The sequence below is a fragment of the Marinomonas sp. S3726 genome, assembly GCF_000967665.1.
Lineage (GTDB): Bacteria > Pseudomonadota > Gammaproteobacteria > Pseudomonadales > Marinomonadaceae > Marinomonas.
In genome coordinates this window covers 298556-315891 of sequence record NZ_JXYC01000006.1, presented here as the reverse complement: position 1 = coordinate 315891, position 17336 = coordinate 298556, and the positions used below count along the sequence as shown (strand labels likewise).

Annotated in this window: 18 protein-coding genes; 7 read left to right on the top strand and 11 right to left on the bottom strand. The window is 39.9% G+C overall.

Annotated features, from left to right (window positions below):
- Positions 1-252: 252 nt before the first annotated feature.
- The gene (locus TW85_RS06855) at positions 253-993 is read right to left on the bottom strand and encodes a class I SAM-dependent methyltransferase (RefSeq protein WP_046016329.1); all 741 of its coding nucleotides are present in this window, start codon (positions 991-993) and stop codon (positions 253-255) included.
- Positions 994-1094: 101 nt separating this feature from the next.
- A complete protein-coding gene (locus TW85_RS06850; protein ID WP_046016328.1) occupies positions 1095-1709 on the bottom strand; it encodes an HAD family phosphatase in 615 nt (204 codons plus the stop codon).
- Positions 1710-2188: 479 nt separating this feature from the next.
- On the opposite strand from TW85_RS06850, the gene TW85_RS06845 reads away from it, so the two are divergent.
- From TW85_RS06845 to TW85_RS06815, 7 genes are all read left to right on the top strand, one after another.
- Positions 2189-3220: a TAXI family TRAP transporter solute-binding subunit gene (locus tag TW85_RS06845; RefSeq protein ID WP_046016327.1), complete on the top strand. Its 1032-nt coding sequence runs from the start codon at positions 2189-2191 to the stop codon at positions 3218-3220.
- 164 nt (positions 3221-3384) lie between these two features.
- Positions 3385-5523 (top strand): TRAP transporter permease, encoded by a 2139-nt coding sequence (locus TW85_RS06840; RefSeq protein WP_202904835.1) that lies wholly within the window; start codon positions 3385-3387, stop codon positions 5521-5523.
- A gap of 165 nt (positions 5524-5688) precedes the next feature.
- Positions 5689-6954, top strand: a complete 1266-nt coding sequence (locus tag TW85_RS06835; protein WP_046016326.1) for a multidrug effflux MFS transporter — start codon at positions 5689-5691, stop codon at positions 6952-6954.
- 1 nt (position 6955) lies between these two features.
- Entirely contained in the window at positions 6956-7774 is an 819-nt protein-coding gene (locus tag TW85_RS06830) for a pirin family protein (protein ID WP_046016325.1), read from the top strand.
- 342 nt (positions 7775-8116) lie between these two features.
- Entirely contained in the window at positions 8117-8803 is a 687-nt protein-coding gene (locus TW85_RS06825; RefSeq protein ID WP_046016324.1) for a response regulator transcription factor, read from the top strand.
- A complete protein-coding gene (locus tag TW85_RS06820; protein WP_046016323.1) occupies positions 8793-10229 on the top strand; it encodes a HAMP domain-containing sensor histidine kinase in 1437 nt (478 codons plus the stop codon). Before TW85_RS06825 ends, TW85_RS06820 begins: the two co-directional genes overlap by 11 nt.
- A 31-nt stretch (positions 10230-10260) precedes the next feature.
- Entirely contained in the window at positions 10261-10818 is a 558-nt protein-coding gene (locus tag TW85_RS06815) for a cytochrome b (protein WP_046016322.1), read from the top strand.
- 19 nt (positions 10819-10837) lie between these two features.
- Here TW85_RS06815 and TW85_RS25365 read toward each other — a convergent pair whose 3' ends face one another.
- The 9 genes from TW85_RS25365 to TW85_RS06770 form a co-directional block, all read right to left on the bottom strand.
- Positions 10838-11578, bottom strand: a complete 741-nt coding sequence (locus TW85_RS25365) for a DUF4344 domain-containing metallopeptidase (protein ID WP_052701962.1) — start codon at positions 11576-11578, stop codon at positions 10838-10840.
- Between the two features lie 131 nt (positions 11579-11709).
- Positions 11710-12339, bottom strand: coding sequence for a TetR/AcrR family transcriptional regulator (locus tag TW85_RS06805; protein ID WP_046016321.1), 630 nt, complete (start codon positions 12337-12339; stop codon positions 11710-11712).
- A gap of 79 nt (positions 12340-12418) precedes the next feature.
- A complete protein-coding gene (locus TW85_RS06800) occupies positions 12419-12916 on the bottom strand; it encodes a pyridoxamine 5'-phosphate oxidase family protein (RefSeq protein ID WP_046016320.1) in 498 nt (165 codons plus the stop codon).
- 185 nt (positions 12917-13101) lie between these two features.
- A complete protein-coding gene (locus TW85_RS06795; protein WP_046016319.1) occupies positions 13102-13629 on the bottom strand; it encodes a DoxX family protein in 528 nt (175 codons plus the stop codon).
- Between the two features lie 3 nt (positions 13630-13632).
- Positions 13633-14448, bottom strand: a complete 816-nt coding sequence (locus TW85_RS06790; protein ID WP_046016318.1) for a putative DNA-binding domain-containing protein — start codon at positions 14446-14448, stop codon at positions 13633-13635.
- Positions 14441-15361 (bottom strand): DUF692 domain-containing protein, encoded by a 921-nt coding sequence (locus tag TW85_RS06785; protein WP_046016317.1) that lies wholly within the window; start codon positions 15359-15361, stop codon positions 14441-14443. Before TW85_RS06785 ends, TW85_RS06790 begins: the two co-directional genes overlap by 8 nt.
- A 19-nt stretch (positions 15362-15380) precedes the next feature.
- The gene (locus TW85_RS06780; RefSeq protein WP_046016316.1) at positions 15381-15734 is read right to left on the bottom strand and encodes a DUF2282 domain-containing protein; all 354 of its coding nucleotides are present in this window, start codon (positions 15732-15734) and stop codon (positions 15381-15383) included.
- Between the two features lie 198 nt (positions 15735-15932).
- Complete coding sequence (locus TW85_RS06775; protein WP_046016315.1) at positions 15933-16307, bottom strand: DUF2750 domain-containing protein; 375 nt, start codon at positions 16305-16307, stop codon at positions 15933-15935.
- Positions 16308-16368: 61 nt separating this feature from the next.
- Positions 16369-17061 carry a 16S rRNA pseudouridine(516) synthase gene (locus TW85_RS06770; protein ID WP_046016314.1) on the bottom strand — a complete coding sequence of 231 codons (693 nt, stop codon included), beginning with the start codon at positions 17059-17061 and terminating at the stop codon, positions 16369-16371.
- Between the last annotated feature and the right edge of the window lie 275 nt (positions 17062-17336).

The following is a 17336-nucleotide window of genomic DNA, read 5'->3' as shown; positions in this document are numbered from 1 at the left end:
AGGATGCAAACATCACTATCTCTTTCTAAAGACTAAGAGTCATTACACTTTAGTCTTAATCATTATTTTTATATTTAACCGATACTTAGGGTAAAACTTTAACTGATATTGCCTGTTCCTCATATTCGACATCAAGGGAGCGGTCTCTATAAATTTCACTAATAATAAAGAAAACCATCTAATTTCTTATATTTCAGGCACTCACATACAAAAAAAGAGGCCTTAGCCTCTTTTTTAACATAGATTAATTCCTTACAAAACCCGGCCCGCTTTTACAAAAAACGGGATAGTTACCTCACGTTTTTCCAAGGGCTCTTGCCATACTTTAATAATGGCATCCCAAGCATCAGCAAGTACCTGTGTTGCATCATCATGGTCTAATGCCCTGATAGCAGACCAAGTTTGCATATAATCAAAAAGGCGGTAAGCATTCCACTTAAAGGATAATTCAAACTCAGGTACATCCAACATTTCTAATGGAAAAGTCACATCATCATATTGGTTCCAAAGGGTTCTATTTTGCTCTGGCCAATGGGGCTTAAGCTTGCTCATGATTTTGCTGTTAATAATATCGTCTATTTCAGGGCAAACACTTAACCAGCTATAGCCCCAACAGGCAAAAATACCACCAGGCTTTAAGGTTCTTTTTACTTCAGGCCAAAATTTCTCTAAATCAAACCAGTGTAATGCTTGGCCAACACAAATAGCATCAAAGTGCTGATCTGGGTATTCGCACACTTCAGAAGGAGAAACTTTATAATTCACTTTTCGATGAGGGATAGCTTCAGCTATCTGTGATTCACTAATATCTGTCGCTTCGACTTGCTCGAAATAAGCCGCTAGATCGATGGATACCTGGCCCGTTCCACAAGCACAGTCCCATACACACTGTTGATTTTTGACTTGGTTGGATAGCCATAGATAGAGCTCCGGCGGATAGGTCGGTCGCCCCTTTGAATAGACATCTGACGAAAAGTCAAAATAAGATTGCATCAACTCATTCCCTTAATAAATTCTTTAGATTACAGATAATTAGCTTAAAACGTCTTACTGAAATTTGCTCCTAACATTCTTAAAAGACAACAAGTACAATTTTAGTTTATTAGATTATAGTCACTAAGTACTGCCTTAGCTTCTATCACGCCCTTAACTTTATGAGCCTGCATTCCTAGGCTATGAGCGGCATCAATATTTATTTGGTTATCATCGATAAAAAGTATCTCTTCTGGCCTCACATTTAACCTATCTAATACTCGCTGATATATAGCGATATCCGGCTTAGCAAAACCCAAATGATGAGAGGCAAAATAACTATCAAATTTATCAGCCAGTTTCATTTCTTGCATCAACCTTGGCCAATGGGCCGCATTTGTATTAGATAAAATCCCTTTATGTATATGAGGCTTTACCGAGTCGACTAATTCTAAAGCGCCATCAAATAACCCTTTAGGCCAAGCGATAAACTCATCACAAAAGTGTTTAATCCGAACAGAATCTGCTTTATCACCTGATACTTCTTTAACAAGACTAACTGCGAAGTCCGTTAAAGTAATTTTGCCCGTATCAAAAGCTTTTACGCTAGGCGATGCTAACCATTTTAACCAAGCTTCCTTTTCATTATCATGACTCGCTAACATGGCATTTAATTTAGTGGTTTCGCCCAAATTAACGAGCACATTCCCCAAATCAAAAAGAACCACCTTCACCATAAAATTTACTCACTAAACTTGCGTTATTTCAATCAGTAAAAGACGCTGACACATGGTAAATCATCTTAATAAAACTGATACTTTTTTCGTTTTCATTCACTCACTTTAACAAATTAATTGGCACCACATTATAAAAACCTTGTTTGAATATGGTTAAAATTTGTTTGAAAAAGCAGCTTTTTGTCGACAATTTCTATAAGCCATTTTTTGCCTACGCTTAATCGTGCAACTATCATAAAACATTAAAATTTGCCTTTAGCCCTTGTTACACATGGCATTCATGGCATAAGCAATTTTTTGCCTAAGGAATAATTATTGCTATCAGCTATTTTTTGCTCAATTGAGATGGGATTCACTTTCTTAATTACAAAAAAATAATTTATTTCTTACAAATCAAGTAGTTATGATTTTGGCATGGATATTGATATAAGTTAAATCGAGTTTACTCTCAGTGTTCCCCCAATTAGGAGAAAAATAAAATGAAACTGGGCCTTAAAAAAATCAGCAAAAGCCTTCTAGGTTTAGCAAGCGCAACTGCCATCACACTATCTGCTACCCACACAGTGGCAGCTGATAGCGACTATATTCTTGCAACAGCATCCACTGGTGGTACTTACTACCCTGTCGGTGTTGCTATTGCAACTTTAAGTAAAATCAAATTAGAGCCAAAACACGGCATTTCTTTATCTGCTATTAGTTCAGCAGGGTCAGGTGAGAACGTTAAATTATTACGTGAAAACCAAGCTCAGTTTGCCATCCTTCAAGGTCTATATGGCGCTTGGGCATGGAACGGTGAAGGTCGAGTAGCAAATTCAGGCAAACAAGAAGGCCTACGTTCTATTTCAATGCTTTGGCAAAACGTTGAGCATTTTGTCCTAAAATCTGATTTGGTAAAAAGCGGAACTGTTGCCGATTTAACCCAGTTAGAAAAAGGTAATAACAAATTCTCAATCGGTAAAAAGAACTCAGGCACAGAAGGTTCTGGTCGCCAATTGCTATCAGGCCTTGGTATTGATGCCGATAAATTTAGCCTAGCTCACATGGGTTACGGCGGTAGTGCAGACGCTCTACAGAACGGCACAATCGATGGCATGAATATTCCAGCGGGTGTACCAGTAAGCGCGATTACACGAGCTTATGCTGCTATGGGCGATAAAGTTCAAGTGCTTGACTTTACCGATGAGCAAATGAAAGAAGCTAATGGTGACTACACTCTTTGGACTCGTTATGTAATCCCTGCAAATACTTATCCAGGTCAAACTAAAGCCATCAATACAATTGCACAACCAAACTTCCTAGCATCTCGTGCTGATTTGCCAGAAGAAGATGTGTACCTATTGACTAAAAGTCTTTACGACAACCTAACCTACCTAAGTGCTATCCACAAAGCGACAGCAGTTATGTCTATCGAAAAAGCAATTGCAGGTCTGCCTGTACCACTTCACCCAGGTGCTGCTCGTTACTACCGCGAACAAGGTATCAGCATCCCAGCTCATCTAGTGGCAAACTAGTAAAAAGCAAAAACACGTACAGCAATGCCTGAGAAATCTTGATAGATTTCTCAGTCTCTCTAGGGGGTAGAACTAGCCCCTAGAGAGACTATTCTCTATTTTAAAACAAGTATTAAGCACTGTTCCTTATCTGATTAAACAGTCGCACCATAAGGTAAGTTGTTATGAGCTCAACCCAACCCCACATGGATGAAGAGACCCAAGCTAAATTAAAAGAATTTGAAAGTACCCACAGAAGTGGTACTGGCATCAATAGGGCAATTTACCTTATTGGTATTCTTATGGCTTTCTCCCATATCTACATTAATACCTTAGGCACCTTCCCTGAACTCTGGGTATCTGCATTCCATTTTGCTGGTTTTGGCATCATGTGTACCCTGCTTACTCCAGCAAGCTCAAAGTTAACAAAATCAAAACTTGCCTTAGGCGTGGATCTGGTTTTAGTGGCGGCTCTTATCTGCTTACCTATCTACATAATGCTATTTGAAGATGCCCTCTATGATAGAGGTGTTACCTTTGTCACAGGCGATTGGATAGCATCAGCTGTTGCAGTTCTTTTAGCACTAGAGCTCATTCGTCGAACCGCTGGTTGGTTTATCCCTGCTTTAATTTTTGTTGCACTCACCTATGTCGTACTCTGGGGAAGCCTAATTTCAGGGCCTTTCTCCTTCCCAGGGCTAAGCTTAGAGACCTTGTTATACCGAAGCTTCTTTAGTACAGACGGCATGTTTGGCTCTATTTCTCGAATTTCATGGAGCTTTGTCTTCATGTTTATTCTGTTTGGCGCTTTCCTTGTTAAATCAGGCGCGGGCGATTTCATCATTGAATTATCAAGAGCAGCAGCTAGCAAAATGGTTGGTGGTCCAGGTTTTGTGGCTGTACTAGGTTCAGGTTTAATGGGATCAGTATCTGGTTCATCAGTCGCGAACACAGTGTCTACTGGTGTAATTACAATACCTTTAATGCAAAAAGCAGGCTTTCCAGCACGTTTTGCCGCAGGTATTGAAGCCGCAGCATCTACTGGTGGACAGTTAATGCCACCCGTAATGGGCGCAGGGGCTTTCATCATGGCCTCTTATACGCAAGTTTCTTATGTCACCATTATCAGTGTGGCTGCAGTTCCTGCCCTTCTTTACTTTTTATCCGTTGCCTTCTTTGTTCGTGTAGAAGCAAAACGTAGCAATGTAGTACAAACCATGGATGATGGCGTCTCAGCCATGTCTGTCCTAAAACAAGGCTGGCACCACATCCTACCATTAGGCGGCCTAGTAACCATGTTAATTCAAGGTTTTACGCCAACCTATGCAGCAGGTTTTGCCATCTTGATAGTCATTGCATCCTCTTGGTTATCTAAGACTCATCGTATGGGTGTGATCGAAATATTAGATGCCATGGTGCAAGGCGCGAAAAATATGTCGACCACAGCAGTGCTTCTAGTCGGCATCGGGCTGGTGGTCAATGTCATCAGCACCACAGGTGTTGGTAATACATTCTCCTTGATGATCACAAGCTGGGCTGGTGGAAGCTTATTCTTTACCATTATTTTAGTCGCACTGGCTTCTTTGATCTTAGGTATGGGTTTACCTGTAACAGCCTCTTATATTGTTCTAGGTACCTTATCAGCCCCTGCGCTTTACAACCTAATTGCTGAAAGCCAAATGCTAGACATGCTCGCATCAGGCCAGTTACCTGAAACAGCACATGCTATCTTTATGCTGGTTGATCCAACTGTGATTAGTCAATTAGGGCAAAGCATGCCAATCGAGCAAGCCACTCAGCTGCTAAGCCAGGTACCAAGTGATTTCAAAGGCATGCTTTATGAGCAAGCACTGGGTGCAGAAGCAATTGCTATGTTCTTAGTCACTGCTCACATGATTATCTTTTGGTTATCACAAGACAGTAATGTCACACCGCCTGTCTGCTTAACCGCATTTGCCGCAGCGGCTATTGCTAAAACACCGCCAATGCGCACAGGTGTAACCGCATGGAAACTGGCTAAAGGCCTTTATATTATTCCATTATTAATGGCTTATACCCCATTAATCGGTGGTGATGCAGAAACACTTATTCGCCTGACTATATTTGGTATTTTCGGTTTATATGCGTTTGTTGCCGTGATGGAAGGTTACTTAGAAGATAAGTTGAACCTAGCAAGCAGAGGCTTATTACTTTTTGCTGCTATTGCTATGTTATGGCCAAGCTTACACATAGGAATTCAATTTGCAGGCCTAATCGTTTTCCTAGTGGTCTTTATTCTAGGTAAGCGTAGTTTTATGTCGAATCAAGCAAGCCAACAAGCTTAAGTTAAACATAAGGCCACCTTAGTAAGGTGGCCTTATGTTTCTAATATTGAGCTAATTCTCATTAAATAAAGACTCATATGGAAACAATTCATTTCCACCAGCCTAATTTATTCATAAATAAAGCTTAATTAAACTACTAAGACAGCTAACCAATAGGAATACAGCATGTCTTACTCAAGTTCTCACACTCACACCAATACTCAAAGCATGCCCTTTTGGGGATTCGTTTGCCTCATGGCGATGATCTTCTCACTGTCTCCTCTTGCGATAGATATGTACCTACCGGCATTACCTCAAATGGCTCATTTTTTCGATACTCGAATTGATGCTATGGAGGCAAGTGTTGCCATTTACCTATTAAGTTTTGCTTTAGGCCAACTTGTCTTTGGTACTTTGGCAGACAAATTAAATAAAACCAGCTTACTAAGCTGGGGTTTAATCGGTTTTGCCATCGCAAGTTTTATTGTCGCATTTAGTACTAACCTAACCTGGCTTTTCATTGGACGTGGTGTGCAAGGCTTCTTAGGTGGCACTTCTGTGGTGGTATTCGCTCTCATTCAACAAAGCTATGGTAAAGAAAAAAGCAGCCAAATTATTTCTTATATTATGGCGGTCGTCGTTATCGCACCTATGGTAGCCCCTATGCTAGGAAGCCAAATACTTATTCACCTTGGCTGGCAATGGATATTCTTCTGCTTAGGTTTTTTTGCTTTTATCACCTTCTTTACTCAACTCTTTATCAATAGCCAAGCCAGCACTAATAAAGAAGCAGAGACGCACACCTCATCCACCAATAAGTCAGATAACAAGTCTCGTAATAAAGTAAAACTATCTGAGATATTCAAAGGTTACAGGTTCGTTTTGACTAACCCACTTACCTTAAGCTATATGTTTGCAGGCTCGGCTTCATTTGCAGGCTTGTTTGCTTTCATATCAGGTTCGCCTTTCGTTTATATGAGCTTGCATCAGGTCAGTCCACAAGATTACAGCTTATTAATCGGGCTTAATGCCGTTGCCATGATAAGTACAAATCTACTCAATGCGAGACGGCTTGGTCATATAGATCCAAATATCAAACTTATTTGGGCAGGGATAGGCTTAGGGGTTATTGGTCTCTACTTATTTCTTGTGGCAAGTCTCGCTTTGTCTTTGCCCTATATCGTTCTAGGAGTTGTTCTCTATATGGCTATGCTGGGCTTTACTTCAGCAAATGCTATTGCGGGTGTGCTTTCAAGCTCGGGTCAATATGCAGGCTTAGCATCAGGTCTTAATGGTGTTATGCAATTTGGTTTAGGCGCTTTGGCCAGTGCTGTTATTAGCTTAAGCGAGAGTATAAACAGCATGCCTATGGCTTTTTCTATGACAGTATCAGGTTTATTAACTTGTGCTTTTGCTTTCGCTCTTATTAAACAAACTAAAAAGGAGGCTTGATATGCGAGCCTTGTCTCAAATCATTGAACCTAAAACGAATCACCCAGCCTATATTAATCACAGAATTAGACACCTACTCGCGCCTTTTGTGCTCTTTGATGCTGGTAGAGTAAAAGGTAAAAATAGCTTAATGATAGATTGGCATCCCCACTCAGGTGTTGCCACTGTCACCATGCCTTATGATGCTAAGCTCATTCATCAAGACTCAATGGGGCATACAGGCACAATCGAAGATCAAGGCTTACAATGGATGGCGTCCGGTAAAGGCATTTGGCACAAAGAAAGGTATGAAGCGAACCAAAAGAAAAATGATATAGGCATAATGCAACTTTGGGTACTTTTACCGCCTGATGAAGAAGTCGCTTGCAGCCGCTATTTCAATCTAAAAAATAGCGACATTATTCAGGTAGGCAATACACGTATTCTGTTAGGAGCCTATAAAGACAAACAAGCTTGCCATAAAATCAGCCAGGACATCAGCTATTTAGACATCAACCTAAAGGCTGGTGAGTCTTGGTACTTTCAACATAAAACTCAAAGCCGTGGTTTTGTCTACCCTAGAACAGGCTCGCTTAACATAGGTGGAATTCAATTAAACACCGAACATTTAGGATTATTAGAAGAAAATACCCAGGAGTTAAAAGTGACAGCTATCACAGATAGCCAATTCGTACTCGCAGCAAGCGCTCCTTGGCCTCACAAAATAGTGCATCAATACGGACAAATGCACACTAACCTTCTTGCCTTAGAAATAGCGAGTGATGAAATACGCCACCAAGCAAAGCAACTCCAAAAAAGTGGGGAGTTAATCAGTAACTAATCTATCAGAGTTTAAAAACTAAAATAGAATTAAGATCACAAGAAATATACTAACTAGCAAATAACGTCTTGGCCTTATTTCAATAATTAAAGGCACTACTCTACTTTTTCACGCCTCCTTATCAGCCTAGAACCTCAACGGATCACCTGTATTTAATCTCGTATTAGACTAAGGCTTATCGCCTTTGCACTAATATTAGGCATAATCGTCCACCAAGCTTTTGATTACTCGTAAAAGGTGAAGTTAAGGTGAAAAAGCTTATTTTTCACAGGATATACTCCGCCCTAACAGCATATAAGTAATCAGATACATCTAAATAAAAAAGATCTAAAAGGTAATAGGATGCTTGCACTCCTGATTGAAGACAACCGACAACTTGCCAGTAATATTATCGAATATTTAGCCTTCGATAATATTGAGTGTGACTATGCTGAAAGGGGCGATCAAGGTTTGACACTTGCCCAAGAAACATCCTTCGACATTATTTTACTAGACTTAAATCTACCTAGATTAAACGGGCTAACCATAGCCAAAACATTAAGAGATCAGGGAAATAACACGCCAATTTTGATGCTGACCGCAAGAGATAGTTTAGATAATAAGCTTGAGGGCTTTGCACAAGGCGCGGATGATTACCTTGTCAAACCTTTTGCCTTACCCGAATTAGTTGCCAGAATAAAAGCCCTAGTGAGTCGCTCTCTGCCTCAGAAAAATACACTTAAGGTTGATGACCTCGTTCTCAACATAGACACCAGAGAAGCCACAAGGCAAAACAGAAGCCTTACCTTAAACCCTGTTGCTTGGGACCTCTTGGTGGCATTAGCCAAAGCAAGCCCAGCACCGTTAAGTAGAGAGAAATTGGAAGAGGTGGTCTGGCAAGGAAAACCACCAAATTCTGACGCGCTGAAATCTCACTTATACCAACTAAGAAAAACCATTAATAAACCTTTCAATCAACCTATTCTTCACACTCTACGTGGCGTTGGTGTGGTATTGCGCTGCCAAGAAGGAGAAGACAATGACGTCTAATTCTCCGACAAAAAATAAAGCTCAAAGTAGCCATACTCGACAAGGTTTACGTTTTTTCATACAAGAAAAGCTTATCATTCTAACGTTTGCTGTAATTCTTTGTACCTCTGGCTTAATTTACTATATCTACAATCAAGGTTTAGATATTTCAGCTCGTATGAGCCTAACCAAAATTGGTTATCACTACGCTCAATTAGATAAGGCAGATACACTCACTCAAACACACTATGACATGGGTGAGTTTAGCGTTTATATTGGCGAGCAGAACTTGCCTTCTTGGTTAACTAAAGCACTTGGTTCAAAACAGGTTGCGAATTATGAACTAGTCAAAGTCTTTATTAAAAGAGGCAAAAAGAAGACAGAAACCGATACAACTCAAACTATGGAGCAAAGCTCAACACCTCCTAATTTTCTCTTACTCACCGCTATACCAGGGAAAAACGAAAGACAAATTTTTGTTGCCTATTTATTTAGTAGAGCATTTAAAATTAAAGAAGTCCCTACTCCCAATATTTTTGCAACGGTCACGCTAGCGACCTTAACCGTTCTTATTCTTCTATTAGTTTTAGTCCTTTGGATTGCCTACCGCTTCCATCAAAAAGTACTCACCCCGATGGAATCTCTCGCTCAAATCGCCAGTGACCTAGATTGCTATCAATCACTCGATGATCACCCTTTACTGAAAAACCAATCAGAAATTGGGCACATCGCAAAAGTGTTAAATCAAAGTATTAAACGTATAAAGCAAACCCAAGAAAGGGAAAAGACCTTCCTACAAAATGCTAGCCATGAGCTGCGTACACCAATTGCTGTCATTAGCAGCGCGTTAGACTTAATTGATCGTCGCCAAGAAACAGGGTCGAATGACTTTAAAGACCCTCTCATACATATACGCCAATCCAGCAATAACATGAAAGGTTTGACCGAATCACTGCTTTGGCTCTCCCAAGCCGACAAAGAAGAGAACAACCAAGGTGAGCCTAAAAAGCAAAAACTGAGCACCCATGAACTGGCAACACTTGTGTCTGAAGTGAAGCATCAACTTAGCTATCTAATCGAAGGTCGTGAGCTCAAAATCCAACTCAATATCATTGATGATGGCTCAGTCTATATCGAAAAAAACCTGCTGCTCATTGTCATTTCTAACCTAATCAGAAACGCCTTCGAGCACTCTTTTGAAGGCTGCATCATCATTAATGTTTCGAGCAAGTTTATTTCAATTCAAGATTCAGGCTGTGGCATCAAGGATACAGAGCACCTAATGCAAAGAGGCAAATCTAACCGAGAGAGCTTTGGACTAGGGCTGGATATTGTCACTCAGATAGCACAACAGAAGGGCTGGCACTTCACCTTAAAAAACACCGTAGAAAACAATTTAGAAACAGGCTGCACAGCCACGCTTAAGTGGCATGAGCATCCACAATAATTCACATCAAGCACGATAGGTAAGTAATACAATGAAAGATACCCAAGCAAAGTTCAGCAAGATCACCGTTAGCCTACATTGGTTGGTTGCGATTCTCTTTATCGGACTCATGGCAATAGGCCTATATATGACAGAGTTTAAGGACTATGCCTTATTCCCTATTCATAAATCTTTTGGTTTTATATTACTGCTTATCGCACTGCTTCGTGTAATCTGGCGCTACATGAATGGTTGGCCAAAACCTGCGGGGAAATACACCTCAGTTGAACACCTACTGGCAAAAGTGATGCATTGGACGCTAATCATTGGCATGCTGCTGATGCCAATATCAGGCATGATAATGACATTGTCAGAAGGAAGAGGTTTATACGTTTTTGGTTTAGAGCTAGTAGCAAGCTTCCCAGACCCTGAGAATGCGCGCAGGATGCTAGTTCAAAATGAATTTTTAGCAGGCGTAGGTGAAAGTATCCATGGCATAGGTGCTAATGTGATGATTTTTGCGATTGGCTTACACCTTGTTGGCGCGCTTAAACATCACATCATAGATAAAGATGGCACTTTACGCCGCATGCTTGGCCAAAGTATTTAATCCACCTTTGTCTATTCCATTATGTCTCTTCTTGCGCTAACAACACCTGCCAAGAAGAGATGATAATGTCGTAATCCATGAAGCAGGTATTTACCCACTCTTCATCAAAGTCATGTTCAGTAATGAGATATTGGTAAGCTTTCTCATCACTGGCATATAAATGACAAAGGCTCATATAAAATCTTTGTATTGGCAAACTATGGGAGTCAGATAACATAACAGAGGCGAAAGGTTCTGGATCTAAACTTTCAAGATAAAATAAATCTGCTCCATCTTTGAGTAATCTAGGGCCATCTTCCATCATGGTAATCAAAACATAAGATGCAAAAGAGTCTGCTGCATCTTCCTCACGACCCAGTACAGGCAAATTTAAATAATCCACCAAAACATGGGCATACTCGTGGAACAAGGTATGCACAACACCTGAGATAACAAAGCTTTGCTGGGCAGCTAGATCGGCATTGGGGTTAGCAGCAATAAATCTTTGCGCTATTTCATCGGCGAAATAATAGGAGAAATAAATCGTACTGGTTTCAGGGTCATGATAAGGATCTTCCTCACCGCCTATACGCAGTAAAATGTCATCTTCTAATTGCCAGTTGTTATTAATCAGATCGATACTGGTTTGCAACACTTCTGAGGATTCAAGTAATTGCTTGATCGCTTGATTTTCAGGTTCTGGTGCTAACCATTTAAGATTTAAATTTGCCTGTGCAGCAAGAGAGAAAGCGCTAAACAAAACAATAATAAAGAATCTCACATGTTCACCTATTTAAAATTATTAATTAGCTTTAGCTTAACGATTAACTCAGCATTAAACACATTAAAATTTGGTAATAAAAAAGGCCAATAATGAGCTTATTGGCCTTAAGGAACACTAAAAATATCGGTTTAGGCAGCCGACGGCATGCTTAAGCCACATCCCCCTAAAATAGTTTTACTAATAGTATCACCGATGCGAGTCATATCGCTTTCTGCGTATTCGTCTTGATCTAGCAAGGTAAGTATCTGAGATTCAAAGTCAGCATAGTGCTGTGTTGTCGCCCAAATCATAAAAATAAGGCTGGTAGGGTCAACCGCTTTCATCTTGCCTTTAGCTATCCAAGATTCAATCAGATTGATCCTATCTTGCAGCCAAGGTCGTAACTCTTCTCTTAGATATTCACTAATATGCGCTGCCCCTTGAATCACTTCCATCGCAAAAATACGAGAACTACGAGGTTTAGCAATACTCTGGGCTAACTTAGTACGAATAAAGTTATCAAGAACAACAGCAGGATCATCATCAATCGTGGCTTTATCGAACACATCATTCCAGCTACTGGCGATTTGATTCAATACCACTTTATAAAGGTTTTCTTTAGAAACAAAATAATAAACGATATTTGCTTTAGGCAGCCCAGCCCTTTTAGCAATATTTTGTAGGCTAGCGCCCTTATATCCATACAGGCCAAATTCATGCTCAGCAGCGTGTAAAATGCGCGAGCTAACTTCTTCTCTATTAATTTTACGCTTACTCATTAAATTTTATACTCCTACACTTTATGCTCAAGCGGATACAAATACGCTTGGCTAAAGGTTTAATATGCTTTATCTCTTATTATTTTGTGATATGAGTGAGTTCATCAACAAGTGACCCTGGGTTAATTTCATAGGCTCGCCCAAAACCTTTTACAAAACGTCCTTCGATTGGTGATAAGCGGAACAGAACAAAGTCCCCCAACTGGCTCAATAAATCTATCCTATCGCCCAGTTTATCCTTTAATAAGGCAATACCTTGTGGCCAGAAGCCATCCTCTCGATCAACTGCTTCGACTTTAACTTGGTAACTTAATCGAGTTCTTGCGAAAACATCTTGGCTTAAACTTTCATCTTCAATCATCAATACGCCTGCTTTTGGCGTCATTAATAAATGTTGGGTATGAGCGGCAAGCTGGCTAATAAAAATAAGTAATTCGTTTTCATGGATAGCAAAGGGGGCATAAGAAGCATGAGGAAGCCCCGCTTCGTTTGAGGTCGATAACATTAAACTTTTTTGAGTTGTTAAAAATGCATCAATCTCTTCTATTAGCTGATTCTGCAATCTTTTATTTTTCATTGAGTTATCTGTTTCCCTATAAGTAAAAAGCTGTCCGATAAGACATGTTTAGCCCTATATCCTTCGATGCTAACACAGTTTTTCGTTAAATTTTTGTTTCTAATAAGAAATTATCATGCTTTCAAACAAAAAAGCCCGATCAGTTACGATCAGGCTTAATAAATAAATTTATTCGTTTTCCAATACTACTTTTTATCTAGACCTAAAACCCTATCTAATGAGAATCTACCTGGCCCACTGACTAAAATAGCCGCGCCGACAGCAACCCACCAAGAAGCAGGATTAACCCAATGAGACCACTCAGGGAATACGGCCAACTGAATAAAGGCAGTCATACCAATTAACGCTAATGCGGAGAAGCGTGAAAACAACCCTACAAATAGCAAGAGCGGCAATATAATCTCCATAACACCGGCCATTAAGGCGGCATTTTCAATTAGGCTAACCGCTAGAGAGCCTTCTTGATATTCCAATGTTTGCGGGTCACATAATAGTAATGCACCAGGACGAATTTCTTCTGGGCAGAAGAATTCATACAAAAACAGGTCATAGTTATCAGGGTTTGGCACCAAAAAACCATTCCATTTAGCTAGGCCTGACGAGAAAAACACATTCGCTAACTGAAATCTCAAGCCTAATAAAACAATGTCTTTTAACCAAGTTTCTACAAAGCCGATTGCTGAAATGTACAATGCTTTGATTTTTCCAATCATTATTTAAACCTCTAATTTTAAAAGAGATGCATTTAATAAGTCCGCAAATAAAACAGAGATATCTAAGCTAGCATCCTGTTGAGCAGCACTTTCTAAGGCATCGCCTATTGAGCCTGTCACTAAAAACGTTTGATAAAAATGCGCTTCAGCTGATGTTAATAATTTTGCTTGAACCTCTCCTTCATATTGCCAGAAAAGAATGTTTTGCCCTGCTCGCTGTAACCTATCTATTCCTTCACCTTGGAATCTAAGCCCTTGCCATTGAGAAAAAATAGCAAACTCAGTATTCACCAAAGAAACGGATTCAATCAAAAGAAAAGGAATAAGTGATAAATCCTCTCCTTGCTCTAGCATAGACTGTACTTGCGCTAAGCTGACAAGGTTTGTATTCTGCTTATTTAAGGTACCAATCCAAGCCTGATCTAATAAAGCGAGATCAGATAACACCTGCCAAGGAAGCGCTAATTCTGGTCCCTGACCTTCTAATTGCTGTAAAAACACAGGAAGGCTAGGAATATTAGCCTCTTTAGTATTAGACATGTTCGGCGCCATGCCATAAGCAACTAACGTGGCTTGGCTTGGTGGGTAAAGATTAATATAAGCCGTCGCTATTTGCTTGAAATCAGCATCATCGAGAGCATAAGTTAAGCAAGTAAAATTTGCGCTTAATGCGCTTAAACACGCTTTATAAAAACCATTTCGATAAATACTAAGAAATTCAGCACTTTGCCCATTCGTTAAGAATTCACTTAAACGGCTAGCATCACCACTTCGCATAAAGTGGCTGAAGGCTTGAATATAATTCTCATGATCATTCAAGGTGCACCCCATTAGGTGCTGAATTAGCAGCCAATTTGGACAGTGGTGTCATCGAATCAAGATAAGATTGAGCCTGATTTCTTTCTAACATCAGCTCATTAAAAGTTGGAATATTATCGTCTCGTTCCAGCAAAACAGGCTTAGGTCCAAAACGAGAAAGCACTCGCTCTAATAATTGCCAAACACCATCGGCAACTGGCGCACCATGGCTATCTATCAGCAAGCGCTCTGGAAAGTTTTCATCTATCGCAAAGCCTGCGATATGTATTTCACCAATAAGATCACCCTCTAAACCATCGAGATATGCATTAACATCCATGCCAGTGTTTTTACTACTTAGATAGAGGTTATTCACATCTAATAATAAACCCGACCCAGTTCGCTTAACGGCTTCCATAAGAAAGTCAGCTTCGTCCATATCAGCAACAAAGTCTAAATAGTTGGTAGGGTTTTCAATTAAAATAGGTCGACCTATCGCTGTTTGATATTTTTCTATCCCATCGCACAAGCTAGTAAGGGCGCTTTGCGTTCTAGGTAGAGGTAATAAATCTGCAAAGTAGGCATTTTGGCTACTAGACCAAGTTGCGTGTTCAGACACTAAAAAAGGATCAAACCTTTCTACGAGTTCTGCAACCTGCTTAAGATGAGGTTCAGTTAACAAGGAAGGATTACCTAAGGAAGCACCAACCCCATGTAAACTAAGTGAGTATAATTCCCTGATTTTTTGCAGATATGCCAACCTAGGCCCACCCGCTACAAAATAGTTCTCAGTATGTACTTCAAACCAAAGTGATTTATCCGCTGTATCAGGAAGAGCTAAGGCAATGGCCTCATCATAGTGCTGGGGTTTCAAATTGATCCCAGCACCAGAGAAGTCCATCTTTTTTTTAGTCAAAAGATGAGAGTTTTGCATAAAAGTCTAGCTTCTCGAACTAGGCTTTTATTTCACTTTTAGAGGCATTGCCATTAGGTGTCATAATAAATTCACAGCTGCCTTTAGGTGCATAAGTCCACGCGTTACCTTGGAAGTCAGTTGTAGAAGTACCTGCACAACTTGTTCCCGCACCTGCTTTACAATCATTTTCACCAGCAAGAGCAATACCGTAACAACGATCTTTACGACCTTTTAGACGATCACCTGCAACCCAAGAATCAAACTTCTCTTTCACACTTGAAGATGCTTCAGCAGAAATTGTAAGTTGATCATTTGGCTTAGCTTCAACAGCACTTGTCATAACAGCTAAAGCGGCACCAGCAAGAAGGGCTTTATTCAATGTATTTTTCATAATGGCTATCTCTTTTGTCAGTTTATTGTCAGTAATTGATACGTATCTAGTAAAGATAGACAGAGATATCCTGACTTGGTTCCAGCATGTTGCAAAAAAAATTTATTTTTTTAACTCACTGATTTGATAAAGGATAATGATAGTCATAGAAATGGTGTTTAGAAATTAACCTGCTAAAAAAATTAGCAGGTTAACTTTTTAGGCTTTAAGCGCTTCTGCAAGCTCATTCGCTTTAATAAGTTTGCCTTCGTCTTCAATATTTGGGAATACGGCAATATCAATCTTATCGGCTTCTAAACTCGGCAACCAATTAGCCTTGAATTCCGCTAATGGTACAGAGACAGGTTCACAATCGTCCCAATCATCAACAGCCCATTGTGCGGCAAAATCAGCATCAGGCCAAACCATGACACAATCGCCTTCATCTGTTTCTACCATGACGAACCCTTCTTCATTACTCAAGCTCCACACCTGTTCAGATGTTATAACTTGCTTAACAAAATACGCCATACGCTCATCATCAGCAGAAGCCAATAAATGCACTCTTTGCTCAACACTTAATTCTTCAGACATACTTCACTCTCAATTTAAGTTAATTTGATCATCCTATGATCAGGAAATTCATAGTCAACTTTTAGGCTAATAGAGCGGCTTGCTCTTGGCTTAATTCTTGAAACTCTCCCAAAGGCAAGGCTTCAGGTAATACAAGCGCTCCAATTTGGCTTCTATGCAGTGCTTCTACTTTATTACCAACTGCAGCTAGCATACGCTTCACTTGATGATATTTACCTTCGCTAATTGTCAGGCTAATTTGCTTATCAGAGTGAACCACTACTTTGGCAGGTTTTGTTAAATCTATCTCACCATTTAATAGCACGCCTTGCTCTAAGGCGTTCACTGCATCTTGCTCTATCTTATCTGCCAAATCGACCAAATACGTTTTTGGACAATCGTGTTTAGGCGAAGTGATTTTATGCAGCCACTGGCCATCTGTTGTCAAAAGCAATAAACCGGTTGTGTCTTTATCAAGGCGACCAACTACTTTCAGCTCTTTCTTAATCTCGTTTGGCAATAAATCTAGCACCACTGAGTGCTCATCATCTTGCAGCGCACACACCACACCTTCTGGTTTATGCATCATATAATATCGGTTCTGCTGAAAAGATAATGACTTCTTATCTAATATCACATCACAACTATCCGTCACGCTGGTATTTGCTTTTAATTTGCTTTCACCATTTACAAGAACACGGCCTTTAGCAATGGCAATTTTGGCCTCTTTTCTTGATAAGTTAGCCGCATGGGCTAGGTAATAATCTAAACGCAAGTGAGTTACTCTAAAATGAATCGTTTAATGCTTTGATCCTAAGACCAAACCTTATGAAGAACAGCCTATGTATACAACAAAAAAATCACCCTTTGCTGCCGCACGTCTGTTCACTTTTCGCTGATAGAAAGCAGCTTTAGTAATTAGTTCGATTTGTAATTAGGTTATTTTATCAAAGAGACAAGATGATAAATACCTAAGAAAAAGCTAACTCGGCATTATCGAGAAGATGAAGAAAGAAATAGAAAGAATGATTTGTTTAGAAAATGCCCACC

Bases quoted from the DNA above. Each gene is read 5' to 3' on its own strand.
- TW85_RS06855 (WP_046016329.1), bottom strand. From the start codon at position 993: ATGCAATCTTATTTTGACTTTTCGTCAGATGTCTATTCAAAGGGGCGA.
- TW85_RS06850 (WP_046016328.1), bottom strand. From the start codon at position 1,709: ATGGTGAAGGTGGTTCTTTTTGATTTGGGGAATGTGCTCGTTAATTTG.
- TW85_RS06845 (WP_046016327.1), top strand. From the start codon at position 2,189: ATGAAACTGGGCCTTAAAAAAATCAGCAAAAGCCTTCTAGGTTTAGCA.
- TW85_RS06840 (WP_202904835.1), top strand. From the start codon at position 3,385: ATGAGCTCAACCCAACCCCACATGGATGAAGAGACCCAAGCTAAATTA.
- TW85_RS06835 (WP_046016326.1), top strand. From the start codon at position 5,689: ATGTCTTACTCAAGTTCTCACACTCACACCAATACTCAAAGCATGCCC.
- TW85_RS06830 (WP_046016325.1), top strand. From the start codon at position 6,956: ATGCGAGCCTTGTCTCAAATCATTGAACCTAAAACGAATCACCCAGCC.
- TW85_RS06825 (WP_046016324.1), top strand. From the start codon at position 8,117: ATGCTTGCACTCCTGATTGAAGACAACCGACAACTTGCCAGTAATATT.
- TW85_RS06820 (WP_046016323.1), top strand. From the start codon at position 8,793: ATGACGTCTAATTCTCCGACAAAAAATAAAGCTCAAAGTAGCCATACT.
- TW85_RS06815 (WP_046016322.1), top strand. From the start codon at position 10,261: ATGAAAGATACCCAAGCAAAGTTCAGCAAGATCACCGTTAGCCTACAT.
- TW85_RS06805 (WP_046016321.1), bottom strand. From the start codon at position 12,339: ATGAGTAAGCGTAAAATTAATAGAGAAGAAGTTAGCTCGCGCATTTTA.
- TW85_RS06800 (WP_046016320.1), bottom strand. From the start codon at position 12,916: ATGAAAAATAAAAGATTGCAGAATCAGCTAATAGAAGAGATTGATGCA.
- TW85_RS06795 (WP_046016319.1), bottom strand. From the start codon at position 13,629: ATGATTGGAAAAATCAAAGCATTGTACATTTCAGCAATCGGCTTTGTA.
- TW85_RS06785 (WP_046016317.1), bottom strand. From the start codon at position 15,361: ATGCAAAACTCTCATCTTTTGACTAAAAAAAAGATGGACTTCTCTGGT.
- TW85_RS06780 (WP_046016316.1), bottom strand. From the start codon at position 15,734: ATGAAAAATACATTGAATAAAGCCCTTCTTGCTGGTGCCGCTTTAGCT.
- TW85_RS06775 (WP_046016315.1), bottom strand. From the start codon at position 16,307: ATGTCTGAAGAATTAAGTGTTGAGCAAAGAGTGCATTTATTGGCTTCT.